The organism is Microvirga sp. VF16, assembly GCF_016864375.1.
Lineage (GTDB): Bacteria > Pseudomonadota > Alphaproteobacteria > Rhizobiales > Beijerinckiaceae > Microvirga.
The window spans coordinates 3,706,692-3,727,072 of record NZ_CP069354.1 but is presented as its reverse complement, the minus strand read 5'-3'; the positions used below and the strand labels follow the sequence as shown (position 1 = coordinate 3,727,072).

16 protein-coding genes are annotated in these 20,381 nt (G+C 62.1%); 9 read left to right on the top strand and 7 right to left on the bottom strand.

Features of this window, described 5'->3' with window-relative positions; all coding sequences use genetic code 11:
- Positions 1–186: 186 nt before the first annotated feature.
- The gene (locus JO965_RS17355; RefSeq protein WP_203440235.1) at positions 187–474 is read left to right on the top strand and encodes a DUF2218 domain-containing protein; all 288 of its coding nucleotides are present in this window, start codon (positions 187–189) and stop codon (positions 472–474) included.
- A gap of 205 nt (positions 475–679) precedes the next feature.
- Here the strand turns inward: JO965_RS17355 and JO965_RS17350 are convergent, their stop codons facing one another.
- From JO965_RS17350 to JO965_RS17335, 4 genes are all read right to left on the bottom strand, one after another.
- Complete coding sequence (locus JO965_RS17350; protein WP_203440234.1) at positions 680–1,429, bottom strand: SDR family oxidoreductase; 750 nt, start codon at positions 1,427–1,429, stop codon at positions 680–682.
- A 240-nt stretch (positions 1,430–1,669) separates the two neighbouring features.
- Positions 1,670–3,106, bottom strand: coding sequence for an aldehyde dehydrogenase family protein (locus tag JO965_RS17345; RefSeq protein ID WP_203444241.1), 1,437 nt, complete (start codon positions 3,104–3,106; stop codon positions 1,670–1,672).
- A gap of 49 nt (positions 3,107–3,155) precedes the next feature.
- Entirely contained in the window at positions 3,156–4,796 is a 1,641-nt protein-coding gene (locus JO965_RS17340; protein ID WP_246776601.1) for an ABC transporter ATP-binding protein, read from the bottom strand.
- A gap of 94 nt (positions 4,797–4,890) precedes the next feature.
- Complete coding sequence (locus JO965_RS17335) at positions 4,891–6,954, bottom strand: sensor histidine kinase (RefSeq protein WP_203440232.1); 2,064 nt, start codon at positions 6,952–6,954, stop codon at positions 4,891–4,893.
- A gap of 112 nt (positions 6,955–7,066) precedes the next feature.
- Between JO965_RS17335 and JO965_RS17330 the strand changes: the two genes are divergently transcribed.
- Both JO965_RS17330 and JO965_RS17325 read left to right on the top strand, forming a co-directional pair.
- Positions 7,067–8,878 (top strand): ABC-F family ATP-binding cassette domain-containing protein, encoded by a 1,812-nt coding sequence (locus JO965_RS17330; protein WP_203440221.1) that lies wholly within the window; start codon positions 7,067–7,069, stop codon positions 8,876–8,878.
- Between the two features lie 109 nt (positions 8,879–8,987).
- Positions 8,988–11,846 carry a calcium-binding protein gene (locus JO965_RS17325; protein WP_203440211.1) on the top strand — a complete coding sequence of 953 codons (2,859 nt, stop codon included), beginning with the start codon at positions 8,988–8,990 and terminating at the stop codon, positions 11,844–11,846.
- A gap of 288 nt (positions 11,847–12,134) precedes the next feature.
- Here the strand turns inward: JO965_RS17325 and JO965_RS17320 are convergent, their stop codons facing one another.
- Positions 12,135–12,764 (bottom strand): LysE family translocator, encoded by a 630-nt coding sequence (locus JO965_RS17320; RefSeq protein ID WP_203440209.1) that lies wholly within the window; start codon positions 12,762–12,764, stop codon positions 12,135–12,137.
- A 183-nt stretch (positions 12,765–12,947) separates the two neighbouring features.
- Here JO965_RS17320 and JO965_RS17315 point away from each other — a divergent pair, with 183 nt between their 5' ends.
- Complete coding sequence (locus tag JO965_RS17315; RefSeq protein ID WP_203440207.1) at positions 12,948–13,913, top strand: DUF6454 family protein; 966 nt, start codon at positions 12,948–12,950, stop codon at positions 13,911–13,913.
- A gap of 441 nt (positions 13,914–14,354) precedes the next feature.
- On the opposite strand, the gene JO965_RS17310 is transcribed toward JO965_RS17315, so the two are convergent.
- Both JO965_RS17310 and JO965_RS17305 read right to left on the bottom strand, forming a co-directional pair.
- Positions 14,355–14,570: a dodecin gene (locus JO965_RS17310; protein WP_203440205.1), complete on the bottom strand. Its 216-nt coding sequence runs from the start codon at positions 14,568–14,570 to the stop codon at positions 14,355–14,357.
- A gap of 66 nt (positions 14,571–14,636) precedes the next feature.
- Positions 14,637–15,656: a fumarylacetoacetate hydrolase family protein gene (locus tag JO965_RS17305; RefSeq protein ID WP_203440203.1), complete on the bottom strand. Its 1,020-nt coding sequence runs from the start codon at positions 15,654–15,656 to the stop codon at positions 14,637–14,639.
- 73 nt (positions 15,657–15,729) lie between these two features.
- On the opposite strand from JO965_RS17305, the gene JO965_RS17300 reads away from it, so the two are divergent.
- From JO965_RS17300 to hppD, 5 genes are all read left to right on the top strand, one after another.
- Complete coding sequence (locus tag JO965_RS17300) at positions 15,730–16,818, top strand: TRAP transporter substrate-binding protein (protein WP_203444239.1); 1,089 nt, start codon at positions 15,730–15,732, stop codon at positions 16,816–16,818.
- A 96-nt stretch (positions 16,819–16,914) separates the two neighbouring features.
- Entirely contained in the window at positions 16,915–17,829 is a 915-nt protein-coding gene (locus JO965_RS17295; RefSeq protein ID WP_203440201.1) for an endonuclease/exonuclease/phosphatase family protein, read from the top strand.
- Positions 17,830–18,024: 195 nt separating this feature from the next.
- A complete protein-coding gene (locus JO965_RS17290; RefSeq protein ID WP_203440199.1) occupies positions 18,025–18,513 on the top strand; it encodes a MarR family winged helix-turn-helix transcriptional regulator in 489 nt (162 codons plus the stop codon).
- A complete protein-coding gene (maiA, locus tag JO965_RS17285; protein ID WP_203440197.1) occupies positions 18,510–19,136 on the top strand; it encodes a maleylacetoacetate isomerase in 627 nt (208 codons plus the stop codon). The genes JO965_RS17290 and maiA overlap by 4 nt, the downstream gene beginning before the upstream one ends.
- Before the next feature lie 87 nt (positions 19,137–19,223).
- On the top strand, positions 19,224–20,339 hold the full coding sequence (gene hppD / locus JO965_RS17280) for a 4-hydroxyphenylpyruvate dioxygenase (RefSeq protein WP_203440195.1): 1,116 nt from the start codon (positions 19,224–19,226) through the stop codon (positions 20,337–20,339).
- Positions 20,340–20,381: the final 42 nt, after the last annotated feature.

Here is a 20,381-nt window from a genome sequence, read left to right as displayed (position 1 = left end):
CTCCATCCGGTATAGGCGGCGACAGATCGCGGTGGCCTAACCTTACGCAGGACGGCGCCGGATGGAAGATGCTCATTACCGATTCTTCACTTAACTTCAGCGTGACTGAGGCTTAAGCATTGGAGTGAACAGATCCGCCGGATGCCGGCCGGTTCGAGGCTACAGGCGGAATGAAAGGCTAAAAGAATGGCTCTTGAGACCGCGCGGGTGTCCACCGCGAACGGCGCCAGATACCTCCAGCAGCTTTGCAAGCACTGGAGCCACAAGCTGGACGTTCAATTATCGGAGAACGAGGGCATCGTGCGCTTTCCGAGCGCAGTTGCCACCATGAAGGCTGATCCCGAGGCATTGACGGTGAGCGTGGAAGCGCAGGACGATGAGACCCTTCAGAGGATGAAAGGCGTCGTGACCTCGCATCTCGACCGGTTCGCCTTCAAGGAGGCGCCGCTGCCGTTCGAGTGGCGGAAGAATTGAGGCGGGGACGTCTTGTGTCATCCCGGACGCCACAGGCGATCCGGGATCGCGGGACGAGGATAGCGCGGGTATCCCCTCCCTCCTTGTGGGGGGAGGGCTAGGGAGGGGGCTGGCCGCCGGACCTTGATCGGCTATCGCTCCCACCCCCTCTCCATCTCTCCCCCACAAGGGGGGAGAGGGCCTGTTGCGCCTGATCAGTGAGGCTTTAAATACACCGCCCGCCGTCGACCTCCAGCACGACACCGGTGATCATGCTGGCTTCGTCCGAGGCGAGGTAGAGCGCTGCGTTGGCGATATCCTGCGGGGTGGAGAAGCGGCCGAGGGGAATCGAGTTGACGAACAACTCACGCTTCTGGGGCGTGTCTTCACCCATGAAGGTGGCGAGCAGCGGCGTCTCGCCGGCGACTGGGGCCAACGCGCAGACGCGGATCTTGTTGGGGGCGAGCTCCACGGCCATGGATTTGGTCATGGTGTGCACGGCGCCCTTGGTGCTGTTGTACCAGGTGAGGCCCGGACGCGGGCGCAGGCCAGCCGTCGAGCCGACATTGATGATCGCGCCGCCGCCTTGACTTTGCATCAGCGGAACGGCCGCCTTGGCGAAGAGATAGATCGACTTCACGTTGACCGCGAAGACGCGGTCGAACTCATCTTCCTCGACCTCCAGCATCGGCCGGTTGCGATGGCTGATGCCGGCGTTGTTGACGACGATGTCGAGCTTGCCGAAAGCGGCAACGGTCTTCTCCACGGCCGCGTTCACATCGGCGGCCTTCGACACGTCGGCGGCGAGGCCGATGGCGGATGCGCCGATCTTCTCCGCCGCCGCCTTGGCTGCTGCTTCATTGATGTCGATGATAGCGACCTTTGCACCCTCGCGGGCGAAGGTTTCCGCAATCCCTAAGCCGAAACCGGAGCCGGCGCCTGTGATCAGCGCGACCTTGCCTTCAAGGCGATTCATATTTCTTCCCTTTTCAAAAAGTCAGCTTGTTTCATCCTCGGCCTCATTCTGAGAGGCGTTCGTTTTCGTGTCCCTTCCCCTTGTAGGTAGGGTAGGGGGATGGTGAGATGGGCAAACCATTCTCTGACGTCATGGCCGGGCTTGTCCCGGCCATCTCGACTGGAGGAGCGCGGCGCTTCACCGAAGCGGGATCACCGGCACAAGGCCGGTGATGACACGGGAGGGGCGACCCGTGGCCACCTATCCATGCGCGATCACGAGCGTCTTCGTCGTTGTGAACTCGATCAGACCCTCAAAACCCTTCTCGCGGCCATGGCCCGAGCGGCCGAAGCCGCCGAAGGGCAGCTCGATGCCGCCGCCGGCGCCGTAGCAGTTCACGAAAACCTGGCCCACGCGCATGGAGCGGCCGACGCGGGTGGAGCGCATGGCATCGCGCGTCCATACGCCTGCGGCAAGGCCGTAAGGCGTACCGTTTGCCAGCCGGATTGCGTCCGCCTCGTCCTCGAAGAGCGTCGCCACCAGAACCGGGCCGAAAACCTCTTCCTGCGACAGGATGCTCTCATGCGGCACCGGCGCCAGGAAGGCCGGGGCTACGTAAAAGCCGCCTGCCGGTGCGTCGAGCGCGACCACGCCTTCGCCAATGACATTCAGGCCCTCGTTGCGGCCGCGCTCCAGATAGCCGAGGACGCGGCGCTGCTGGGCCTGGTTGATCATCGGCCCAAGATCGGGCTCGCGCTCAGGATGTCCGGCGCGCAGGCCGCGGAAGCGCTCGGCCACCGCATCGACCACGTCCTGGAAGATGGCGCGCTGGATCAGGAGGCGGCTACCGGCCGAACAGGTCTGGCCGCCGTTCTGGATGATGGCGTTGACGAGGGTGGGCAAAGCGCGTTCGAGATCTGCATCGTCGAAAACCAACTGGGCCGATTTGCCGCCGAGTTCGAGGGTGACGCCTACATGGTTCTTCGCCGCCGCCGTCTGAACGGCCGTGCCAGTCTCCGGGCTGCCGGTGAAGGATAGGAAATCGATGCCCGGATGAGCGGCAAGGGCCGCGCCCGCCGTGCGGCCGAGGCCCGTCACGATGTTGAGCGCGCCATCGGGGAAGCCGACCTCGCGGGCCAGCGCCGAGACGCGCAGGATCGTGAGCGAGGCATCCTCCGCAGGCTTCACCACGGTGGCGTTGCCGGCGGCAAGCGCCGCACCGACCGAACGGCCGAAGATCTGCATCGGGTAGTTCCACGGCACGATATGCCCGGTCACCCCATGCGGCACCCGCTCGACACCGATGAAATGGGTGTTGAGATAGGGGATCACATCGCCGTGCAGCTTGTCGGCGGCGCTGCCGTAGAACTCAAAATAGCGGGCGAGCGCGATGGCATCGGCCCGCGACTGGCGCAGAGGCTTGCCGTTGTCGCGGCTCTCGAGAATGGCGAGTTCGTCCGCATGGGCCTCGACGGCCGCAGCGAGCTTCATGAGCAGGCGTCCGCGCTCGGTCGCCGTCAATTTGCCCCAGGCACCGTCAAAAGCCTCACGGGCGGCCTTGACTGCCTCGTCGATGTCCTGGGCGGTTCCGGCTGCGATCCGGGCGAGGAGCGAGCCGTCGATAGGCGACAGGACGTCGAGGGTCAGGCCGTCTGAGGCCGGGCGGTCGCGTCCGCCTATGAGATTCTGGAACACCATGTTGGGCGCGAGCGTCGCACTGACCTGATCGTTCACGGATTTCGTCTCCCTAAATCATCTTGTTCATGCCCGGCACGGCGGCCAGGAGCTGGCGCGTATACGCGTCCCGCGGATGGGCGAAGAGTTGCGCGGTTTCGGCCATTTCCACAATCCGCCCTTTTTGCATAACTGCCACGCGGTCGCAGATCTGGGCTGCAACCCGCAGATCGTGGGTGATGAAGAGAATGGCAAGGCCGAGCTCTTCCTGCAGCCCTCGGATCAGCTTGAGGATATCGGCCTGAACCGACACGTCGAGGGCTGAGACCGCCTCGTCCGCCACCAGCACGTCCGGCTTCATGGCGAGCGCCCTGGCGATGCCGATGCGCTGGCGCTGGCCGCCGGAGAACTCGTGCGGATAGCGCTCGATGGCCTTGGCGGGCAGGCCGACTTTCTCCAGAAGGATGCGCGCCTCGTCCAGGGCCTTGGCCGGGTCTTCGCCTTGCGTGATTGGCCCCTCGGCGATGATGCGCCCAACGGTTCGCCGTGGGTTGAGGGAGGCGAAGGGATCCTGAAACACCATCTGGATCCTGCGCCGGTAGGGACGCAGCTCGCGCTGGGACAGGGAGCTGAAACTCAAGTCACCGATCTCGATGGCGCCGCCGTCCGGCTCGATGAGGCGCAGCACGCAGCGTCCCACGGTCGACTTTCCGGAGCCGGATTCGCCCACGAGCCCCAGGGTCTCGCCGCGTCTGATGTCGAAACTCACCGCGTCGGCGGCCTGGACCTCGCGACTTCTCCGGAAGAAGCCGCGCCCGCCATAGGATTTGGTCAGGGCATCCACCTTCAGGGTGATCGGTTCACCGGCGAGGAGCTTCGGAGCGGGAGGGGTCAGCGATGGCACCGCTGCCAGGAGGCGCTTGGTATAGGGATGCTGCGGGCGGGTGAGCACCTCCACGGCCGGTCCCTGCTCGACGAGTTCGCCGTGCTGGAGCACGGCGACCCGGTCGGCGATCTCGGCCACCACGCCGAAATCGTGGGTGATGAAGAGCACCGCCGTGCCCTTCTTGTGGCGTAGGTTGTCGATCAGCTTCAGCACCTGGGCCTGGGTGGTCACGTCGAGCGCGGTCGTGGGCTCGTCGGCAATGAGGAGTTTGGGTTCCAGCGCTAGGGCCATGGCGATCATTACCCGCTGGCGCTGACCGCCGGAGAGCTCGTGCGGATAGGCTTTCGCGATCAGCTCGGGGTTCGGCAGGTTGACCTCGGTGAGGAGGTCGAGCACTCGACGGTCGCGCTCGGCAGGGGTGAGTAGGCCGTGGGCGCGAAAAGTCTCTGCGATCTGGTCCGCCACACGCATCACCGGGTTGAGCGAGGTCATCGGCTCCTGGAAGACCGTGCCGACCTCCCTGCCGCGCACGTCGCACCAGCCAGCCTCATTGAGGGCGAGAAGATCGCGCTCGCCGAGCCTGATCGAGCCGGACAGGGCCTCCACGCCAGCGGGCAGGAGGCCGATGGTCGCCATGGCGGTCATCGACTTGCCCGAGCCGGATTCGCCCACGACACAGAGCGTCTCGCCCGGATTGATGGAAAGCGACAGATTCTTGATCGCGTGCTGCCGGTCGGCCAGGGCAGGAAGGCCGATGGAGAGGTTTTCGATCGACAGCACAGGGGAGGGGCTGCTCAACATCATGCTCCTGATAACGATTGAGCTCATCCTTGCGATCTCTGCCGCTTCGTCAATCCGTCTTGTCCGATGCCGTGTTGAGAATGGTTTCAGTCTCGATTCACGAGATGAAGATCGCCGATCTCTAGGCTGCCGCACTCGCCGTGTGAGCGAGGGGGACAGAGATGTCATAGGCGACGCCGCCTTCCGCGAAGTTGAGCACCATGTAGCCGCCCAATTCACCCTCGATGCTGCGGCGGATCAGGCGCGAGCCAAAGCCCTGGCGTTTCGGCGGCGCGACGGGCGGCCCACCGCTCTCGGACCAATGGATTCGCAATTGATCCGGGCGATCATCGTTCTCGACGATCGACCAATTCATTTCGAGGCGCCCCGCATTGGTCGAAAGCGCTCCGTATTTGGCGGCATTCGTCACCAGTTCATGCAGCACAAGGCCCAGGTTGATGGCATAGCGCGCCGGTAGCCTGACATTCGGCCCATTGAGAACAATCCGTTCATCGCCCTGCTTGCGATAGGGTGCCAGTTCCTGCTCGGCCACATCGCGCAATTCCGCCTCGCGCCAGGATTTGCGCGTCAGCAGGTTGTGCGTTTTCGACAAAGCGAGCAGGCGGCCCTCGAAGGCTTCCTTGAATTGGGCCGGGGTCTCGGTCGTGCGCAGGGTTTGGGAGGCGATGGATTGCACGGTGGTCAGGGTGTTTTTCACCCGGTGGTTCAACTCGTCGAGGAAGAAGCGCTGCTGCTCCTCCGCATGTTTCTGTTCCGTGATGTCCTGGAAGATCCCGATGAAATAGACCGGCCTTTTCTGGATGTCGAAGAAAACCCGGCCCCTGGAATTGATCCAGCGAAGACTGCCGTTCGGCAGCCGGATCCGATATTCGTCCTGGTAATCCCCCTGGTTTTTTACGGTATCGTACCATTTCTGAACGACACGATCCAAATCCTCGGGATGGAGGATGTCCAGCCAGTATTGGTGGTCCATGATCTCGTTCGCATGAGGAAGCCCTAGCATCGCGGTTGCCTGGCTGGACCAGCCGCCGACACTCTTGGTCGGGTCGTACCACCAGGTTCCCATATGCCCAGCTTCAAGGGCCAGGCGTGCTCTCTCTTCGCTCGCCTGAAGCGCCTTCTGGCGCTCGGCCACGTCATCCATCAGATCGTTGAAGGCCCGCGCCAGGATGCCGAACTCACCGGACTTCCCCGGAAGATCGATGCGCGCCTGGTAATCGCCCTGGCGCCAGGCTCGGATGCCGTTCGTCAAGAGTTCGAACGGTCTCGTGATGAAGGCGCGGCTGAGGAGGGCGGACAGGGACAGGGCCAGGATGAGCGCCGCTGCGATCAGCATGAAGCCGCGCCTCGCTGCCTGGTTGATCGACGCGAAGGCGGCCTTCGTCGACAGGCCTACGTTGATGTAAATATTTCTGGGCGGGACTCCGAGGGGGATATAGCCCAGAACCCGCTTGACGCCGTCCGTGCTGATGGTTTCGGCAGTCCCGGCGGTCTTCGCCCTGGCTTGAGCCTGATACTCCTGGGGAAGCAGCTTTCCGAGCATGCGTTCCGGATGAGGGTGCTGCACGATCACAATGCCTCTCCGGTCGGCAATCGTCACCGAGCCGTCCTCCGGCACGGTGCGCTCTTTCACCTTTTGATTGAGCCAGCGCAAATCCAGGGCCGCCGCCAGGACGCCGACCACGTCACCTCGGTCGTTCCAGATCGGCAGAGCCAGGGGCAATACGGGGTGGGGCCCAAGACCCCCTTCCTCGAAGACAGGAGTATAGTCTCCGACAACGAATCCCAGCTTGCCCAGCGCATCATGGAAATAGGCGCGATCGGCGAAATAGTGCTGTGTGTCGATGGTCCCGACCGGCCGACAGCGAACATGTCCGCTGATGTCCATCGCCACGAAGGACAGGATGTAGGGAACCTTTTCCTGAATGGCCTTCAGATAGGGGCTGCACGCAGCTGTGTCGAAAGAGCGGATGGAGGGGGTCTCGTCTACGGCAAGCAGAAGGCTGTGGATGCCGTCGAAGATCCGCTCAAGCTCCGCTCCCACCAGCTGCGCTTGCCTGATGGCGAGGTCGTTCACCTCGGCTTCCCGGGCGCGGCGCAGAGAGACTTCCGTGTAAGTCCAGATGACGATCGCCGGCAGAACCGAGATCACAGCAAGAAGAAGCAGACGCCTCGTCAGTGTCATTCAAACGCTCAGCTTAACGTTGGAAGGGGAACATAAAGTTCGACGACCGTCCACCCCGTAACAAAACGGAGCGGCCTTGCATCTGCGACTAAGAGGTGTCAGGTGAGCGGCGATGGCGCTTCCTCCTCTTCTCCTCCTCCAAGACATCGCTCTCACGTTCGGCGGCACGCCCCTGATCGAGAGCGCCGAGCTTTCCGTCTCCCCAGGCGAGCGGGCCTGCCTTGTCGGCCGCAACGGTTCGGGCAAGTCCACCCTGCTTAAAATCGCCGCAGGTCTCGTCGAAGCCGACCATGGCAAGCGCTTCGTGCAGCCAGGAGCCACAGTGCGCTATCTGGCGCAGGAGCCGGATCTCTCCACCTATCCGACGACGCTCGCCTATGTGGAGGCGGGGCTTGGACCAGGCGACGATCCCTACCGGGCCCGCTACCTGCTAGAGCAGCTAGGCCTGACCGGCGAGGAGAAGCCCGCTGACCTTTCCGGCGGCGAGGCCCGGCGTGCGGCGCTCGCCCATGTTCTGGCGCCAGAGCCCGACATCCTGCTCCTCGATGAGCCCACGAACCATCTCGACCTGCCGGTGATCGAATGGCTCGAAGGGGAGCTGAAGGGTCTCCGCTCGGCCCTCGTGCTCATCAGCCACGACCGCCGCTTCCTGGAGAGCCTGTCCCAGGCGGCCATCTGGCTCGACCGCGGCAGGACCCGGCGCATGGACCGAGGCTTTGCCCATTTCGAGGAATGGCGCGATCAAGTCCTGGAGCAGGAGGAAGCGGAGCACCACAAGCTGGGCCGCAAACTCGTGGCCGAGGCCGACTGGCTGCGCTACGGCGTGACAGCCCGGCGCAAGCGCAATGTGCGGCGCCTCGGCAATCTCCATGCCATGCGACAGCAATTCCGTGAGCGCACCCGCGCCGTCGGCACCGTCAATATGAGCCTGGCAGAAGCCGAGCAGTCCGGCACCCTTGTGGTCGAGGCGGAGGGCATCGCCAAGACTTATGGCGACCGCCCCATCGTCTCGAACCTGTCCCTACGCGTTCTGCGCGGCGACCGGCTCGGCATCATCGGGCCGAACGGGGCCGGCAAGACGACCCTCATCAACATGCTCACCGGCGCCCTGGAGCCGGATGAGGGCCGGGTGCGGCTCGGCTCCAACCTGCAGATGGTGACGCTCGATCAACGCCGCGCGAGTCTCGATCCCGACGCCACCGTGGCGGAAACACTCACCGGTGGGCGCGGCGATACGGTCACCATTGGTGGCCAGACCAAGCATGTGATCGGCTACATGAAGGACTTCCTGTTCTCGCCCGAACAGGCCCGCACCCCCGTGGGTGTGCTCTCCGGCGGCGAGCGCAACCGCCTCATGCTGGCCCGTGCTTTGGCGCAGCCCTCGAACCTGCTCGTGCTCGACGAGCCGACCAACGATCTCGATCTCGAAACCCTCGATCTCCTGGAAGAGATGATCCAGGATTATTCCGGCACCGCGATCCTTGTCAGCCACGACCGCGATTTCCTCGACCGCACGGTCAGTTCCGTCCTGGTCTCGGAAGGCGAAGGGCGCTGGCTCGAATATGCAGGCGGCTATACCGACATGGTGGCCCAGCGCGGCCGTGGTGTTCAGGCCCGCGTGGTCGAGAAGGAAGCAAAGCCGAAGAGCGCCGATAGGCCGGCCACGGTTGCTCCGGCTCAAGCAAAGCGTAAGCTCTCCTTCAACGAGCAGCACGACCTTAAGACTCTGCCTCAGCGCATGGGTGAGATTGAAGCCAAGATCGCCAAGGTGCAGGAGATCCTTGCCGATCCGGAACTCTATTCCCGCGACCCCGCCCGCTTCCAGAAAGCCATGGACGCGCTTACGCAATTGCAGACGGAGCTGCACGCGGCCGAGGAGCGGTGGCTGGAGCTTGAAATACTGCGCGAGGAACTGGAGGGGTGATGTTTTTTTGCAACATCCTTTCAAAAGCGCGTTGAATACCTCTTCTGGGATATACTCCTAGGCCCATGGATGAATAATCTGAGACGATATATCGTCTTGGAGGGACATCGTGGCCAATTTTAGCATTATCTCCGACGAGGGGTTCGCTCTCGACCAGTTCTTTCCCGCGCCCTTCCCAGAGGTGCCTGACGGAGAGTCTACCAGCACGAGACTGGTCTATACGATCGGGATTCGGAAGGTCGTCGTCACGGGAACCGGCCTCAATACGGGTGCAGGGACGATCAGCGAAATAGAGCTGGTCGAAGCGGACGGCACGACTGTCGTTGCGGAATTCACGGGGCTGAACCTTGCCCAGTTCGTGTTCGATGATGCGCTGGCGAATCCCGCCTACACAATCCGTGACATCTTCGACCTGTTTCTCGTCGGAGATGACGCGATCTTCGGGAATGACAATAACAATGAACTGGTCGCGGGCTTCGGGAACGACACGATCGATGGCGGCGAGGGGTTCGACGATCTCATCTACCTCGCCGAATCCAATCTGATGAACCGGCCGAATGGCATTACCGTTGAGTTTACGAGCGAAGGGACCGGAACGGTTCGGGCCAACGGTTTGAACGAAATCGACACGTTCACCGGCATCGAGGCGGTTCACGGAACTCAGTTCGACGATCACTTCATCGGCCATGATGGCTTCCAGCGTTTCCGCGGCTTCGGGGGCAACGACACCTTCGACGGCGGGGCCGGTGACGACGAGGTCGATTATCGGAACGATGCACGCGAGAGCGGCATTGGCGTCGACGTCGATCTGTCGAAAGTCGGCGCCGACGGGTTCGTGACCGTTTCGTGGTTCAACGGCGACGTCGACAAGCTGAAGAACATCGAGTTCCTGCGGGGAACCCGCCATAACGACCACCTGATCGGGGACAGCCTCAACAACCGGCTGCGGGGCGACAGCGGCAACGATACGCTGAATGGTGGTCTTGGCAGCGATACACTGGATGGCGGTGAGGGCAACGATGTCATGATCGGCGGCATCGGCGGAGGTTTCGGGGAGGATCTGTTCGAGGGCAGCGCCGGCGACGATACGATCCATGGCGGCAAAGTCGGCGCAGACGACGACCCGGACGCGAACTGGAATGTGCTCAACTACCACAACGCTGCCGGGTTTACGGGCATCACGGTCACATTCGGCGCGACCTCTCGGGCCGGAACCGTACAAAAGACGGGCGGCGGTGGCGGCATTGACACGTTCCACGCCATCGATGCCGTGTTCGGCACCGACGGTGCGGACATGTTCATCGGCGGCTCAGGCGCCAGCAACCAGCGCTTCGTCGGTTATGCCGGCGATGACGTCTTCGACGGCACCTTGGGCATCAACGAGGTCGATTATCGACAGGAAGGGCGGAGCACGAACCTTACGTCAGGCCTAACCATCGATCTCGTAGCGGGCGAGGTAACCGACGTCTTCGGCGATACCGACACGCTGATTAAAATCGAGCGTGTCCGCGGCACGGACCTCGCCGACACGATCATCGGCAACGAACTCAACAACCGGCTGCGCGGCGCCGGCGGTGACGACACATTGAGCGGCGGTCGCGGCAATGACACGCTGGATGGCGGCGACGGTAATGACGTTCTCGTCGGCGGTTCCAACGTGGGATCAGGCGAGGAGGAGGATCTGTTCGTCGGCAGCGCCGGCAACGATACGATCCATGGCGGTGAGATCGGGGCTGACGACAATCCGGACCTGAACTGGAATGTGCTGAACTACAGCAATCTGGGCTTCACGGGGATCGTAGTGACCTTCGGTTCGACCGCCCGCTCTGGAACTGTCAAGAAAACCGGCAACGGTGGGGGCACCGATACTTTCTTCGCCATTGACGCGGTGTTCGGCACCGACGGCGCGGATACGTTCATTGGCGGCTCGGGCGCCGGCAACCAGCGCTTCATCGGCTATGCGGGGAACGATATCTTCAACGGCACCCTCGGCATCAATGAGGTCGACTACCGGGCTGATGCAAGAGCCGTGGGGCTCCAGACCGGATTGACGATCGATCTCACCAAGGGACAGGTCCGGGATGCCACGGGTAATCTCGACACGCTGATCGCCATCGAGCGTATTCGCGGCACGGACAATGCGGACACGATTATCGGCGATGGCCTCAACAATCGCCTGAGAGGGGAAAACGGCAACGATACGCTCTCGGGTGGGGCAGGCAATGACACGCTGGACGGTGGGACGAGCGTCGACGTCGTGGCCTATGCGGGAAGCCGCTTGAACTATGCGGTCACAACGAATGGGACCGATCAGGTCGCTATCATCGACAACCGAGCCGGTGATGGTCAGGATACCGTTCTCGGTGTCGAGTTCTTTGATTTTGCCGAAGGCCGGTTCACCCTCGACCAATTGCTGGCTTCACCGACGGTCCAGGTCACGAAGAGCGTGACGCTGGACCCGGGCGTGGTGAGCGTCACTGCCTCCGGCAAGTCCAACCTGAACATCACCGGTAACGCCCTCGACAACACGATCAAGGGCAATGTCGGCAAGAACACGATCAAGGGCGGCGAGGGAGATGACACGATCTCCGGCGGTTCGGGCAGCGACAAGCTCTATGGCGGTGTGGGCCGCGATATCTTCGTTTTTGACGCCAACAAGCCTAGCAAGAGCAAGAACCTCGATACGATCTACGACTACAAGGCCGCAGACGACGCGATCTGGCTCGACAACAAGTACATGCCAAAACTGGGCAAGGGCTCGGAGGTCAATCCGGGCAAGCTGAACAAGAAATTCTTCATGATAGGCGACAAGGCCAAGGATCAGAACGATTATCTGGTCTACAGTAAGAAGACGAAGACCCTGTACTACGATGCCGACGGCTCGGGCTCGAAGAAGGCGATCGAAATCTTCAAGTTCTCCAAGGACGTCAGCAAGGAACTGAAGTACACCGAGTTCTTCATCCTATGAACCAGCGGCTTGCTTCATGAAGGGGCGCTACGGCGCCCCTTTTTACAGAATGCAGGCTTTCTTCCTCCACGGAGAGGATGGGCGGCGTCAACGTCATGGCCGTCCCCGGACGCGACCGGGGCAGTCCCGGCCATCCTGATCCTGTGAGGCGCGGCGCTTCAATCCCTCGGGATCACCGGCACAAGGCCGGTGATGACGTGAGATTTGGGGCAGGCGTTCGGCTCTTCGTAGAGATCGCGGGATAGAGATCGCGGGGCGCTATCATCCTCTGCGGCCCAGGATGACGGCCTACTTGCGCGTCGCCAGGGCTGCGGTGACCCCGAGGCCGATGAACGAGGTTCCGGAGAACCAGCGCAGGAGACGCTGGAGACGCCGGCTGCGGCGAAGGGCATCGCCGGCTGCCCCGGCCAGCAGCGCGAAGATTCCATCGCTCAAGATGCCGAGCCCCATGAAGGTCAGGCCAAGGATGAGGATCTGCCAATGGAGCGCGCTGCGCGCGGGATCGACGAATTGTGGCAGAAAGGCGAGGAAGAAGATCGCCGTCTTCGGATTGAAGAGATTGACCACGAAGCCGTCGCGAAAGGCGCGGTGCAGTGGCTCGGCGGGGACCAAGGGCATTTCGGGGCTGGGATCCTTGGCCATGAGGGTGCGGATGCCCATCCAGATGAGATAGGCGGCACCGAGATACTTGACGATCGCAAAGGCAAGGGCCGAGGACACGATCAGGGCTGAAAGCCCGACCGCTGCCGCAACGATGTGGACGATGGTGCCGAGATGGATCCCCATCACGGAGACGAGCCCCGCTGTCCGGCCCTGCTGGACCGAGCGCGCGATGATGAAGAGCACGGCCGGGCCGGGTGTCAGAAGCAGCACCACCGATGCCACGACGAACAACCCCCACAAGGTGGGATCGGGCATGGATATTCTCCCTCGCATTGCACTTTTTGCGACCAAGCCACATCGCGGCGGTCAAGACAAGAGGCCCAGAAAGGAGGCCCTCGACTAAAACGTCTTTACGAATGGATAGCGGGACGTCGGGCGCGACACTAAACTGACATCACCCGCTCGTTAGAAGCGGATCGTCACTGAAGGAGGAACGCGATGGGCTGCTTTTCGAGACGTTGCCTGACTACGATTCTGACGATGCTCTGCCTCGGGGCTGCGCCCGCGGCCCTCATGGCTGCGGAGCCCGACCGGGACGCGCTGGCCGAGCGCGTGACGAAGCTGTCGCGCGGAACACAGTGGAAGCCCGTTTCCGCTGTTCCGGTCAATTTCCTCACCCATCATCCGCAGGGCATGGTGAAGATCGGCGATACGCTGTTCGTGTCGTCCGTCGAGATCCAGCAACCGACCAAGCGGTTTCCGCAGCCGGTGGACGGATATGATCGCGATACGGGCGCCGGTGTCGGGCACCTGTTCAAGCTCGACATGAAAGGCAATCTCATTGCCGATATCACCCTGGGTGAAGGTACGATCTATCATCCGGGCGGGATCGACTATGACGGGAAATATATCTGGGTTCCCGTGGCCGAGTATCGGCCGAACAGCCGTTCCATCGTCTATCGCGTCGATCCGGAGACCATGAAGGCCGAGGAGATGTTCCGCTTCGCCGATCATATCGGCGGCGTGGTGCACAACACCGCCGACAAGTCCCTGCACGGAGTGAGCTGGGGTTCGCGCCGCTTCTATCGCTGGTCTCTCGATTCCAATGGCAAGCCCACCAATGCGAACGAAAGTCCCGAGAAGCTGCGGGCGCTCAACACCTCGCATTCTCTCGATTACCAGGACTGCAAATATGTCGGCAAAAGCCGCATGCTGTGCTCCGGCGTGACCGAGATGCGCGTGACGCCGGAGGCTGCTCCGTTCCGTCTCGGCGGGCTCGATCTCGTCAACCTCGCCGACGGCCGCCCGATCTTCCAGACGCCGGTCCTGCTCTGGTCGGCCGGCGGTATGGACATGACCCACAACCCGGTCTGGATGGAAACGAGCGATTCCGGAATCCGCGGCTACTTCATGCCCGAGGACGACAAGTCCACGCTCTACATTTACGAGGCCGAGGTGAAGTAGCGGACTGACTGCGGAAGGATCCAGTGCGTTGCACGCCTAGAGCACCGGACCTAAAAGTGGGCTCACTTTTGGGTCCGATGGCCCACTCTTTGAAGAGCGCATCGGTCGGAGCGGACCCGGAGGTCCGCGTCAGCGACCCGAAGGGCCACGTCAGTGAAAACCGGGTCCACTTTTCACTCGCGTGGCCCTTCGGGTCCGCACGATGCGCTAGACCGAAACTCTCACGTCATCACCGGCCTTGTGCCGGTGATCTCGATGAAGTGAGGCTCAGCGCTTTTCCAATCGGGATGGCCGGGACAAGCCCGACCATGACGAGGCGGTTGTCATCCCCGGCGAGCGAGGCGAGAGCAGGGGATCCAGCTGCACGCTAACATCGTGAATTCCCTTCCCCTCCAATGGCTCCGCCATCTCCGGCCGGGAATGACACCGGGGAGCGGCCGGTTACCCACCTGCCTCCAAAGTAAATCCAGCCTTGATCACCACCTGATAATGCCGCACCTCGCCGTCCTCCACATGGCCGCGGGTCTGGATGACCTCAAACCAGCGCAGGTTCCGCAAGGTATGGTTCGCGCGCCGGATCGCCGTCTGGATGGCATCCTCGATGCTGGTCTCGGACGAGCCGACGAGTTCGACGATCTTGTAGACATGGTCATCCATGGGCCGCTCCATGCTTTGCTGGAAGCATGAACGTAGAGCGCCGAATGGCGTCGCCTATGGGGCCTTTCAGCCTTCCTTGCGATAGGCCTCGACCTTCTGCTCGATGGCTCCGAAGATCGAGTGGCCCTGCCTGTCCTTCATCTCGATGCGGATCGTGTCGCCGAAGCGCATGAAGGGCGTCTTCGCCTCGCCCTGAAGGATCGTCTCCACGGTGCGCAGCTCCGCCAGGCAGGAATAGCCGAGGCCGCCATCTGTGATCGGCTTGCCCGGTCCGCCTGCCTCGTCCTTATTGGAGACCGTTCCGGAGCCGATGACCGTGCCGGCTCCGAGCGGCCGGGTCTTGGCCGCGTGAGCGATCAGGGTCGGGAAGTCGAACGTCATGTCGACGCCCGCATTGGGCTTGCCGAAAGGCTTGCCGTTGAGGCTGGAGAGCAGGGGGAGGTGGAGTTTGCCGCCGTCCCAGGCCTCGCCCAGCTCGTCGGGCGTGACGGCCACCGGCGAGAGGGTGGAGGAGGGCTTGGCCTGGAAGAAGCCGAAGCCTTTTGCCAGCTCGTCGGGAATCAGGTTCCGGAGCGAGACGTCGTTCACGAGGACGATCAGGCGGATGGCTCTGGCTGCCTCCTCGCGGCTCGCGCCCATCGGGACGTCGTCCGTGATCACCGCGACCTCGGCCTCGAAGTCGATCCCATGGGCCTCGCCCATCGCCAGGATCGGATCCCTTGGTCCCAGGAAGGAATCGGAGCCACCCTGATACATGAGCGGATCAGCCCAGAAAGAGGCCGGCATCTCGGCACCGCGCGCCTTTCGCACCAGCTCCACATGGTTCACATAAGCCGAGCCGTCGGCCCATTGATAGGCGCGGGGCAGCGGCGAGGCACAGTCATGCTCGTGGAAGCGGAAGGCCGGTACGGAACCATGCTCCAGCTGCTCTGCGAGGTCACGCAATTGAGGCTCGACTTTTTCCCAATTGTCCAAGGCTTGCTGAAGCGTCGGAACAATGAAAAAAGCATCTGTCGCGCGGGTCAGGTCTTTCGAGACGATGACGAGGCGGCCGTCACGGCCTTGGTTGAGGGAGGAGAGCTTCATTGCCACCGACCGGGTTGTTATGGTCCATTCAACTTGCAACAGAATGCTTTCCGGGGAAACGCCAATGACGACGATGAAGAGAAGAAACTTTCTGAAAGGGGCAGGGCTTGCTGCTGCGGCCGGAACGGTGGCGGCCCCGGCCATCGCCCAGAGCATGCCGGAAATCCGCTGGCGTCTGACCTCGAGCTTCCCGAAATCCCTCGATACGATCTTCGGCACCGCCCAGACCTTCGCCCAGTACATGGCGGAGGCGACCGACAACAAGTTCCAGATTCAGGTCTTCGCCCCAGGCGAGATCGTTGGTGGCCTGCAGGCCATGGATGCGGTGCAGAACGGCGTCGTGGAATGCGCCCATACCCCGCTCTACTACTACATCGGCAAGGAGCCGGCCCTGGCCATGGGCACGGGCCTGCCGTTCAGCCTCAATGCACGCCAGCTCCATTCCTGGTGGCACTTCGCCGGCGGCAAGGAAATCATCAACGAGGTGATGGCGCGGTATAACTGCACCTCCCTCGTCTGCGGTAATTCCGGCGCCCAGATGGGCGGCTTCTTCCGCAAGGAAATCAACACCATCGATGACCTTAAGGGCCTCAAGTTCCGCATCGGCGGCCTGGGTGGGCAGGTTCTGGCCAAGCTTGGCGTCGTGCCGCAGCAGATCGCTCCCGGCGACGTCTATCCGGCGCTGGAGCGCGGCACCCTCGACGCAGCCGAGTTCGTCGGTCCTTACGATGACGAGAAGCTCGGCTTCCTGAAGGTCGCCAAATACTATTACGCTCCCGGCTGGTGGGAGGGTGGCGCGATGCTGCACCTCGTCGTCAACCAGCAGAAGTGGAACGAGCTGCCGAAGCAATATCAGGCCATTATGAACCAGGCGACGGAAGCCGCGAACAACTGGATGCTGGCGAAGTACGATGCGGTGAATGGCCAGGCCCTGCGCCGCATGGTCGGTGCGGGCGCTGAGCTGCGTAGCTTCTCCCCGGCCATCCTGGAGGCCTCGCTCAAGGCCGCCAACGAGCTCTATGCCGAGCTCTCCGCCAAGAACGCGGACTTCAAGAAGGCCTATGACTCGATGGTAGCCTATCGCAACGATGTTCTACCCTGGTGGCAGCTCAACGAATATGCGTTCGACACCTTCATGATCCGCACCCGCGGACGGGCGTAGTCCTTGAAGGATGTTCCCGGAATGGGGCGGCGCATATTCTGGCCCATTCAACCGGTCGCGAAAGCGCCGCCAGTTATATTGGCGGCGCTCGTCTGCATGGCGACGATCGGGAGCTTTCTTGGCCCCTGGTCGTGGCAGCTCGATCTCCTGACGCATTTCCGCCCGCAGCTTGCTACCATAGGATTGGTCGCCATCGTGATGGCGCTTCTGACGTCTGCACGGATGGCTTTGGTCGTGAGCCTTATAACGACCCTGATCAACGTTGCTCCTCTGGCACCTTACCTATCCGGCGGCGTCCGTGCCGCTGAAGGCAGTAGTGCCGCTGATCATGTCCGGCTTCGCGTTCTGACCTTCAACATGCATGGGCAAGGCGCCGACCCGGATGCTTTTCGGCAGATGGTCGAGCGGGAGAATCCGGATGTGATCCTGTTGGCCGAAGCGCCACATGACACAAGCTATCTCCTGCATGGATGGGAGAACCGCTACCCTCATCGCATCTCAGATTATCAGGGCTTCCCGCTCGGTGTCGTACTCCTCAGCCGCTGGGAGCCCAGGAGTTGGTCCGCGGACAGGAGTGCCGCGCGATTTCGCTCTGTCCTGACGACGCGTCTGTGCCATCCCAACCTCTCTACCCGTTGCTTCACATTGGTCGGCCTGCATGCCGCTCAACCCTTCGGGAACGATCTAAAACGACAGCGCACACAGCTCGATATCGCCGCACGCGAGGTCAAGGCAGCTTCGACCGATGCTGTCATCCTTATGGGGGATCTCAATTTGACGCCCTGGTCGCCGGCATTTCAGTCGCTGATCGGCGATGCTGAATTGTACGACACGGCGAGAGTGCGCAAATTCACGGCAACATGGTCTTCTCGGTTTCCGTTGTTCGGGCTGCCGATCGATCACATTCTCATCAATCGAGGCTTTAGCGTTATCGAGAGCAGGGTGGGCAGGGACCTGGGATCGGACCATTTCCCAGTCCTTGCTGACCTGATGCTTGCCGCGAAACCATAGGTGCGGGGAAGGTTGTCGCAAGTTTCGCCTGGGCGTTGAAATCCTGAGCTCATCGCAGAAGTCCTCGTCTCCGCCCAAACATGTTGGTGCTCCGAGGGAAACCAGGAGTTCTCAAACCTGGTTGCATGCGCAACGAACTTGATCTATTGGTTGCATGAGCAACGGTTTTTGTCCACTATGGCACCTCAGTCTGCAATGAAGAACGAGGACGCGCCAGGCCCCCTGGTGGTTCTGGAGCACTTCCTCCCTTATCGCCTGAATGTTCTGGCGGGCCTGACGTCGAGTGCGCTTGCCCAGATTTATGCCGAGCGATTTGGCCTCTCGATTCCCGCTTGGCGGGTCATCGTCACGCTTGGGCAATATGAAGTCCGCACGGCGCGGGACATGGCACCCGACGGTGTCATGCATAAATCCACCGTTTCACGGGCAGTCTCGGCTCTCGAGAAGCGCGGGCTCGTTGTTCGCCGCCCCAATCTCGACGACCGGCGCGAGGAATGGCTCGCCCTGACCCCGGAAGGGCGGGCGATCTACGAGGCTGTCGCTCCCGAGGCTCTCGCCGTCGAGGAGCGTCTCCTGTCGGCTCTGACCCCGCAGGAGCAGAAGATGTTTGCTGCCTTGATCGACAAGCTCACCCAGCAGGCCCGTTCGCTGGCGCCTCAGGACGTCGAGGGGGATGACGCGTGAAGCTCTATACCTATTTCCGCTCCTCTGCCGCCTACCGTGTCAGGATCGCTCTCAACCTGAAGGGCGTGACATACGAATCCGTGTCGATCAATCTGCTGAAGGGGGAGCAGCGCGAGGATGGCTACAAAGCCGTCAATCCTCAGCGACGCGTGCCATCCCTCAATATCGGCGCCACGACCCTGATCCAGTCTCCGGCCATCCTCGAATATCTCGACGAGGTTTATCCCGAGCCGCCCCTGCTGCCGGTCGGTGCGGTCACTCGCGCAAAGGTGCGGGCGATTGCCAGCCTGATCGCCTGCGATATCCATCCGCTCAACAACTCCGGAACGCTGGCCTATCTCAAGAACCGACTCGGGCACGATAAGGCCGCTGCCGACGAGTGGTATGCGCATTGGGTGCGCGAAGGTTTCGAGGCTATCGAAGCTCTCATCGGGCCCGGGCCCTATGCCTTCGGTGCCCGGATCACCCTGGCCGATATCTATCTGGTGCCGCAGGTCTTCAATGCACGGCGCTTCAACATCCCGCTCGAGGCCTATCCGAAGATCGTGGCAGTCGATACGGCCTGCGCCGCGCACAAAGCCTTTCAGGATGCAGCCCCGGCCAATCAGCCCGACGCGGCCTGACGAAGAATCGCATCCGTTCCAGGGCGAATGCGTTGTTTTCAGAAGCACAGGCCTCTCGATCGTCAGAGGCAAAACAGGAGGATAATCATGGGACCGTTCCCGCACGATGCGCCGCCAGCCGCCATCTCTGAAGAGAATCCCATGGGCACGGACGGCTTCGAATTCGTGGAATATTGCCATCCCGACCCGCAGGCCCTGGATCGCCTTTTCAAGACGATGGGCTTCAGCGTCGTCGCCAAGCACCGCTCGAAGAACGTCATTCTCTATCGCCAGGGCGATATCAATTTCATTGTCAATGCGCAGCCAGGCTCCTTTGCCGAGCGTTTCGCCGCGCAGCACGGCCCGTCGGCGCCGGCCATGGCCTTCCGCGTCGCCGATGCGAAATACGCCTATGAGCGCGCACTCTCGATGGGCGCCAAGCCGGTCGAGACGCAGGTCGGCCCCAACGAGCTCGAGATCCCGGGCATCGAAGGAATCGGCGGCCTGCAGATCTATTTCGTCGACTGCTATGGCGCGAAAGGCTCGATCTACGATGTGGATTTCGAATGGCTGGGCGAGCCCGATCCGAAGCCGAAGGGCGTCGGTCTCTATTACATCGACCACCTGACCCATAACGTCTATCGCGGGCGCCTGAATGAGTGGGCCGGCTTCTACGAGCGCCTCTTCAACTTCCGACAGATTCGCTACTTCGACATCGAGGGCAAGCTGACGGGTCTGCATTCCCGCGCCATGACGAGCCCGGACGGCAAGATCCGCATCCCGATCAACGAGGATGCAGGCGAGACCGGGCAGATCGAGGAATATCTGCAGGAGTACAAGGGGGAGGGTATCCAGCATGTGGCTCTTGGCTCGCACGATCTCTACGAATCCATCGAGGCGCTTATTGAGGGTGGGCTGGAGTTCATGCCGGCACCGAACGAGATTTATTACGCGCGTGTCGACAAGCGCCTGCCCAGCCATGAGGAGCCTCTCCACCGTCTGAAGAAAAACGGAATTCTCATTGACGGGGAGGGCGTGGTCGAAGGCGGCTTCACGAAGGTCCTGCTCCAGCGCTTCGGCAAGACCGCCATCGGACCGATCTTCTTCGAATACATCCAGCGCAAGGGCGACGACGGATTCGGTGAGGGCAACTTCAAGGCGCTCTTCGAATCCATTGAAGAGGATCAGATTCGCCGAGGCGTGATCGGTCCCAAGGTCGCCTAGCCTCTGACAGTCCTACGATTCGAGAGAGGCCGGGTCCGCCCG

What these genes read in the sequence shown, in the direction of transcription:
- JO965_RS17355 (WP_203440235.1), top strand. Translation starts at nt 187, where the DNA reads ATGGCTCTTGAGACCGCGCGGGTGTCCACCGCGAACGGCGCCAGATAC.
- JO965_RS17350 (WP_203440234.1), bottom strand. Translation starts at nt 1,429, where the DNA reads ATGAATCGCCTTGAAGGCAAGGTCGCGCTGATCACAGGCGCCGGCTCC.
- JO965_RS17345 (WP_203444241.1), bottom strand. Translation starts at nt 3,106, where the DNA reads ATGGTGTTCCAGAATCTCATAGGCGGACGCGACCGCCCGGCCTCAGAC.
- JO965_RS17340 (WP_246776601.1), bottom strand. Translation starts at nt 4,796, where the DNA reads ATGAGCTCAATCGTTATCAGGAGCATGATGTTGAGCAGCCCCTCCCCT.
- JO965_RS17335 (WP_203440232.1), bottom strand. Translation starts at nt 6,954, where the DNA reads ATGACACTGACGAGGCGTCTGCTTCTTCTTGCTGTGATCTCGGTTCTG.
- JO965_RS17330 (WP_203440221.1), top strand. Translation starts at nt 7,067, where the DNA reads ATGGCGCTTCCTCCTCTTCTCCTCCTCCAAGACATCGCTCTCACGTTC.
- JO965_RS17320 (WP_203440209.1), bottom strand. Translation starts at nt 12,764, where the DNA reads ATGCCCGATCCCACCTTGTGGGGGTTGTTCGTCGTGGCATCGGTGGTG.
- JO965_RS17315 (WP_203440207.1), top strand. Translation starts at nt 12,948, where the DNA reads ATGGGCTGCTTTTCGAGACGTTGCCTGACTACGATTCTGACGATGCTC.
- JO965_RS17310 (WP_203440205.1), bottom strand. Translation starts at nt 14,570, where the DNA reads ATGGATGACCATGTCTACAAGATCGTCGAACTCGTCGGCTCGTCCGAG.
- JO965_RS17305 (WP_203440203.1), bottom strand. Translation starts at nt 15,656, where the DNA reads ATGAAGCTCTCCTCCCTCAACCAAGGCCGTGACGGCCGCCTCGTCATC.
- JO965_RS17300 (WP_203444239.1), top strand. Translation starts at nt 15,730, where the DNA reads ATGAAGAGAAGAAACTTTCTGAAAGGGGCAGGGCTTGCTGCTGCGGCC.
- JO965_RS17295 (WP_203440201.1), top strand. Translation starts at nt 16,915, where the DNA reads ATGGCGACGATCGGGAGCTTTCTTGGCCCCTGGTCGTGGCAGCTCGAT.
- JO965_RS17290 (WP_203440199.1), top strand. Translation starts at nt 18,025, where the DNA reads ATGAAGAACGAGGACGCGCCAGGCCCCCTGGTGGTTCTGGAGCACTTC.
- hppD (WP_203440195.1), top strand. Translation starts at nt 19,224, where the DNA reads ATGGGACCGTTCCCGCACGATGCGCCGCCAGCCGCCATCTCTGAAGAG.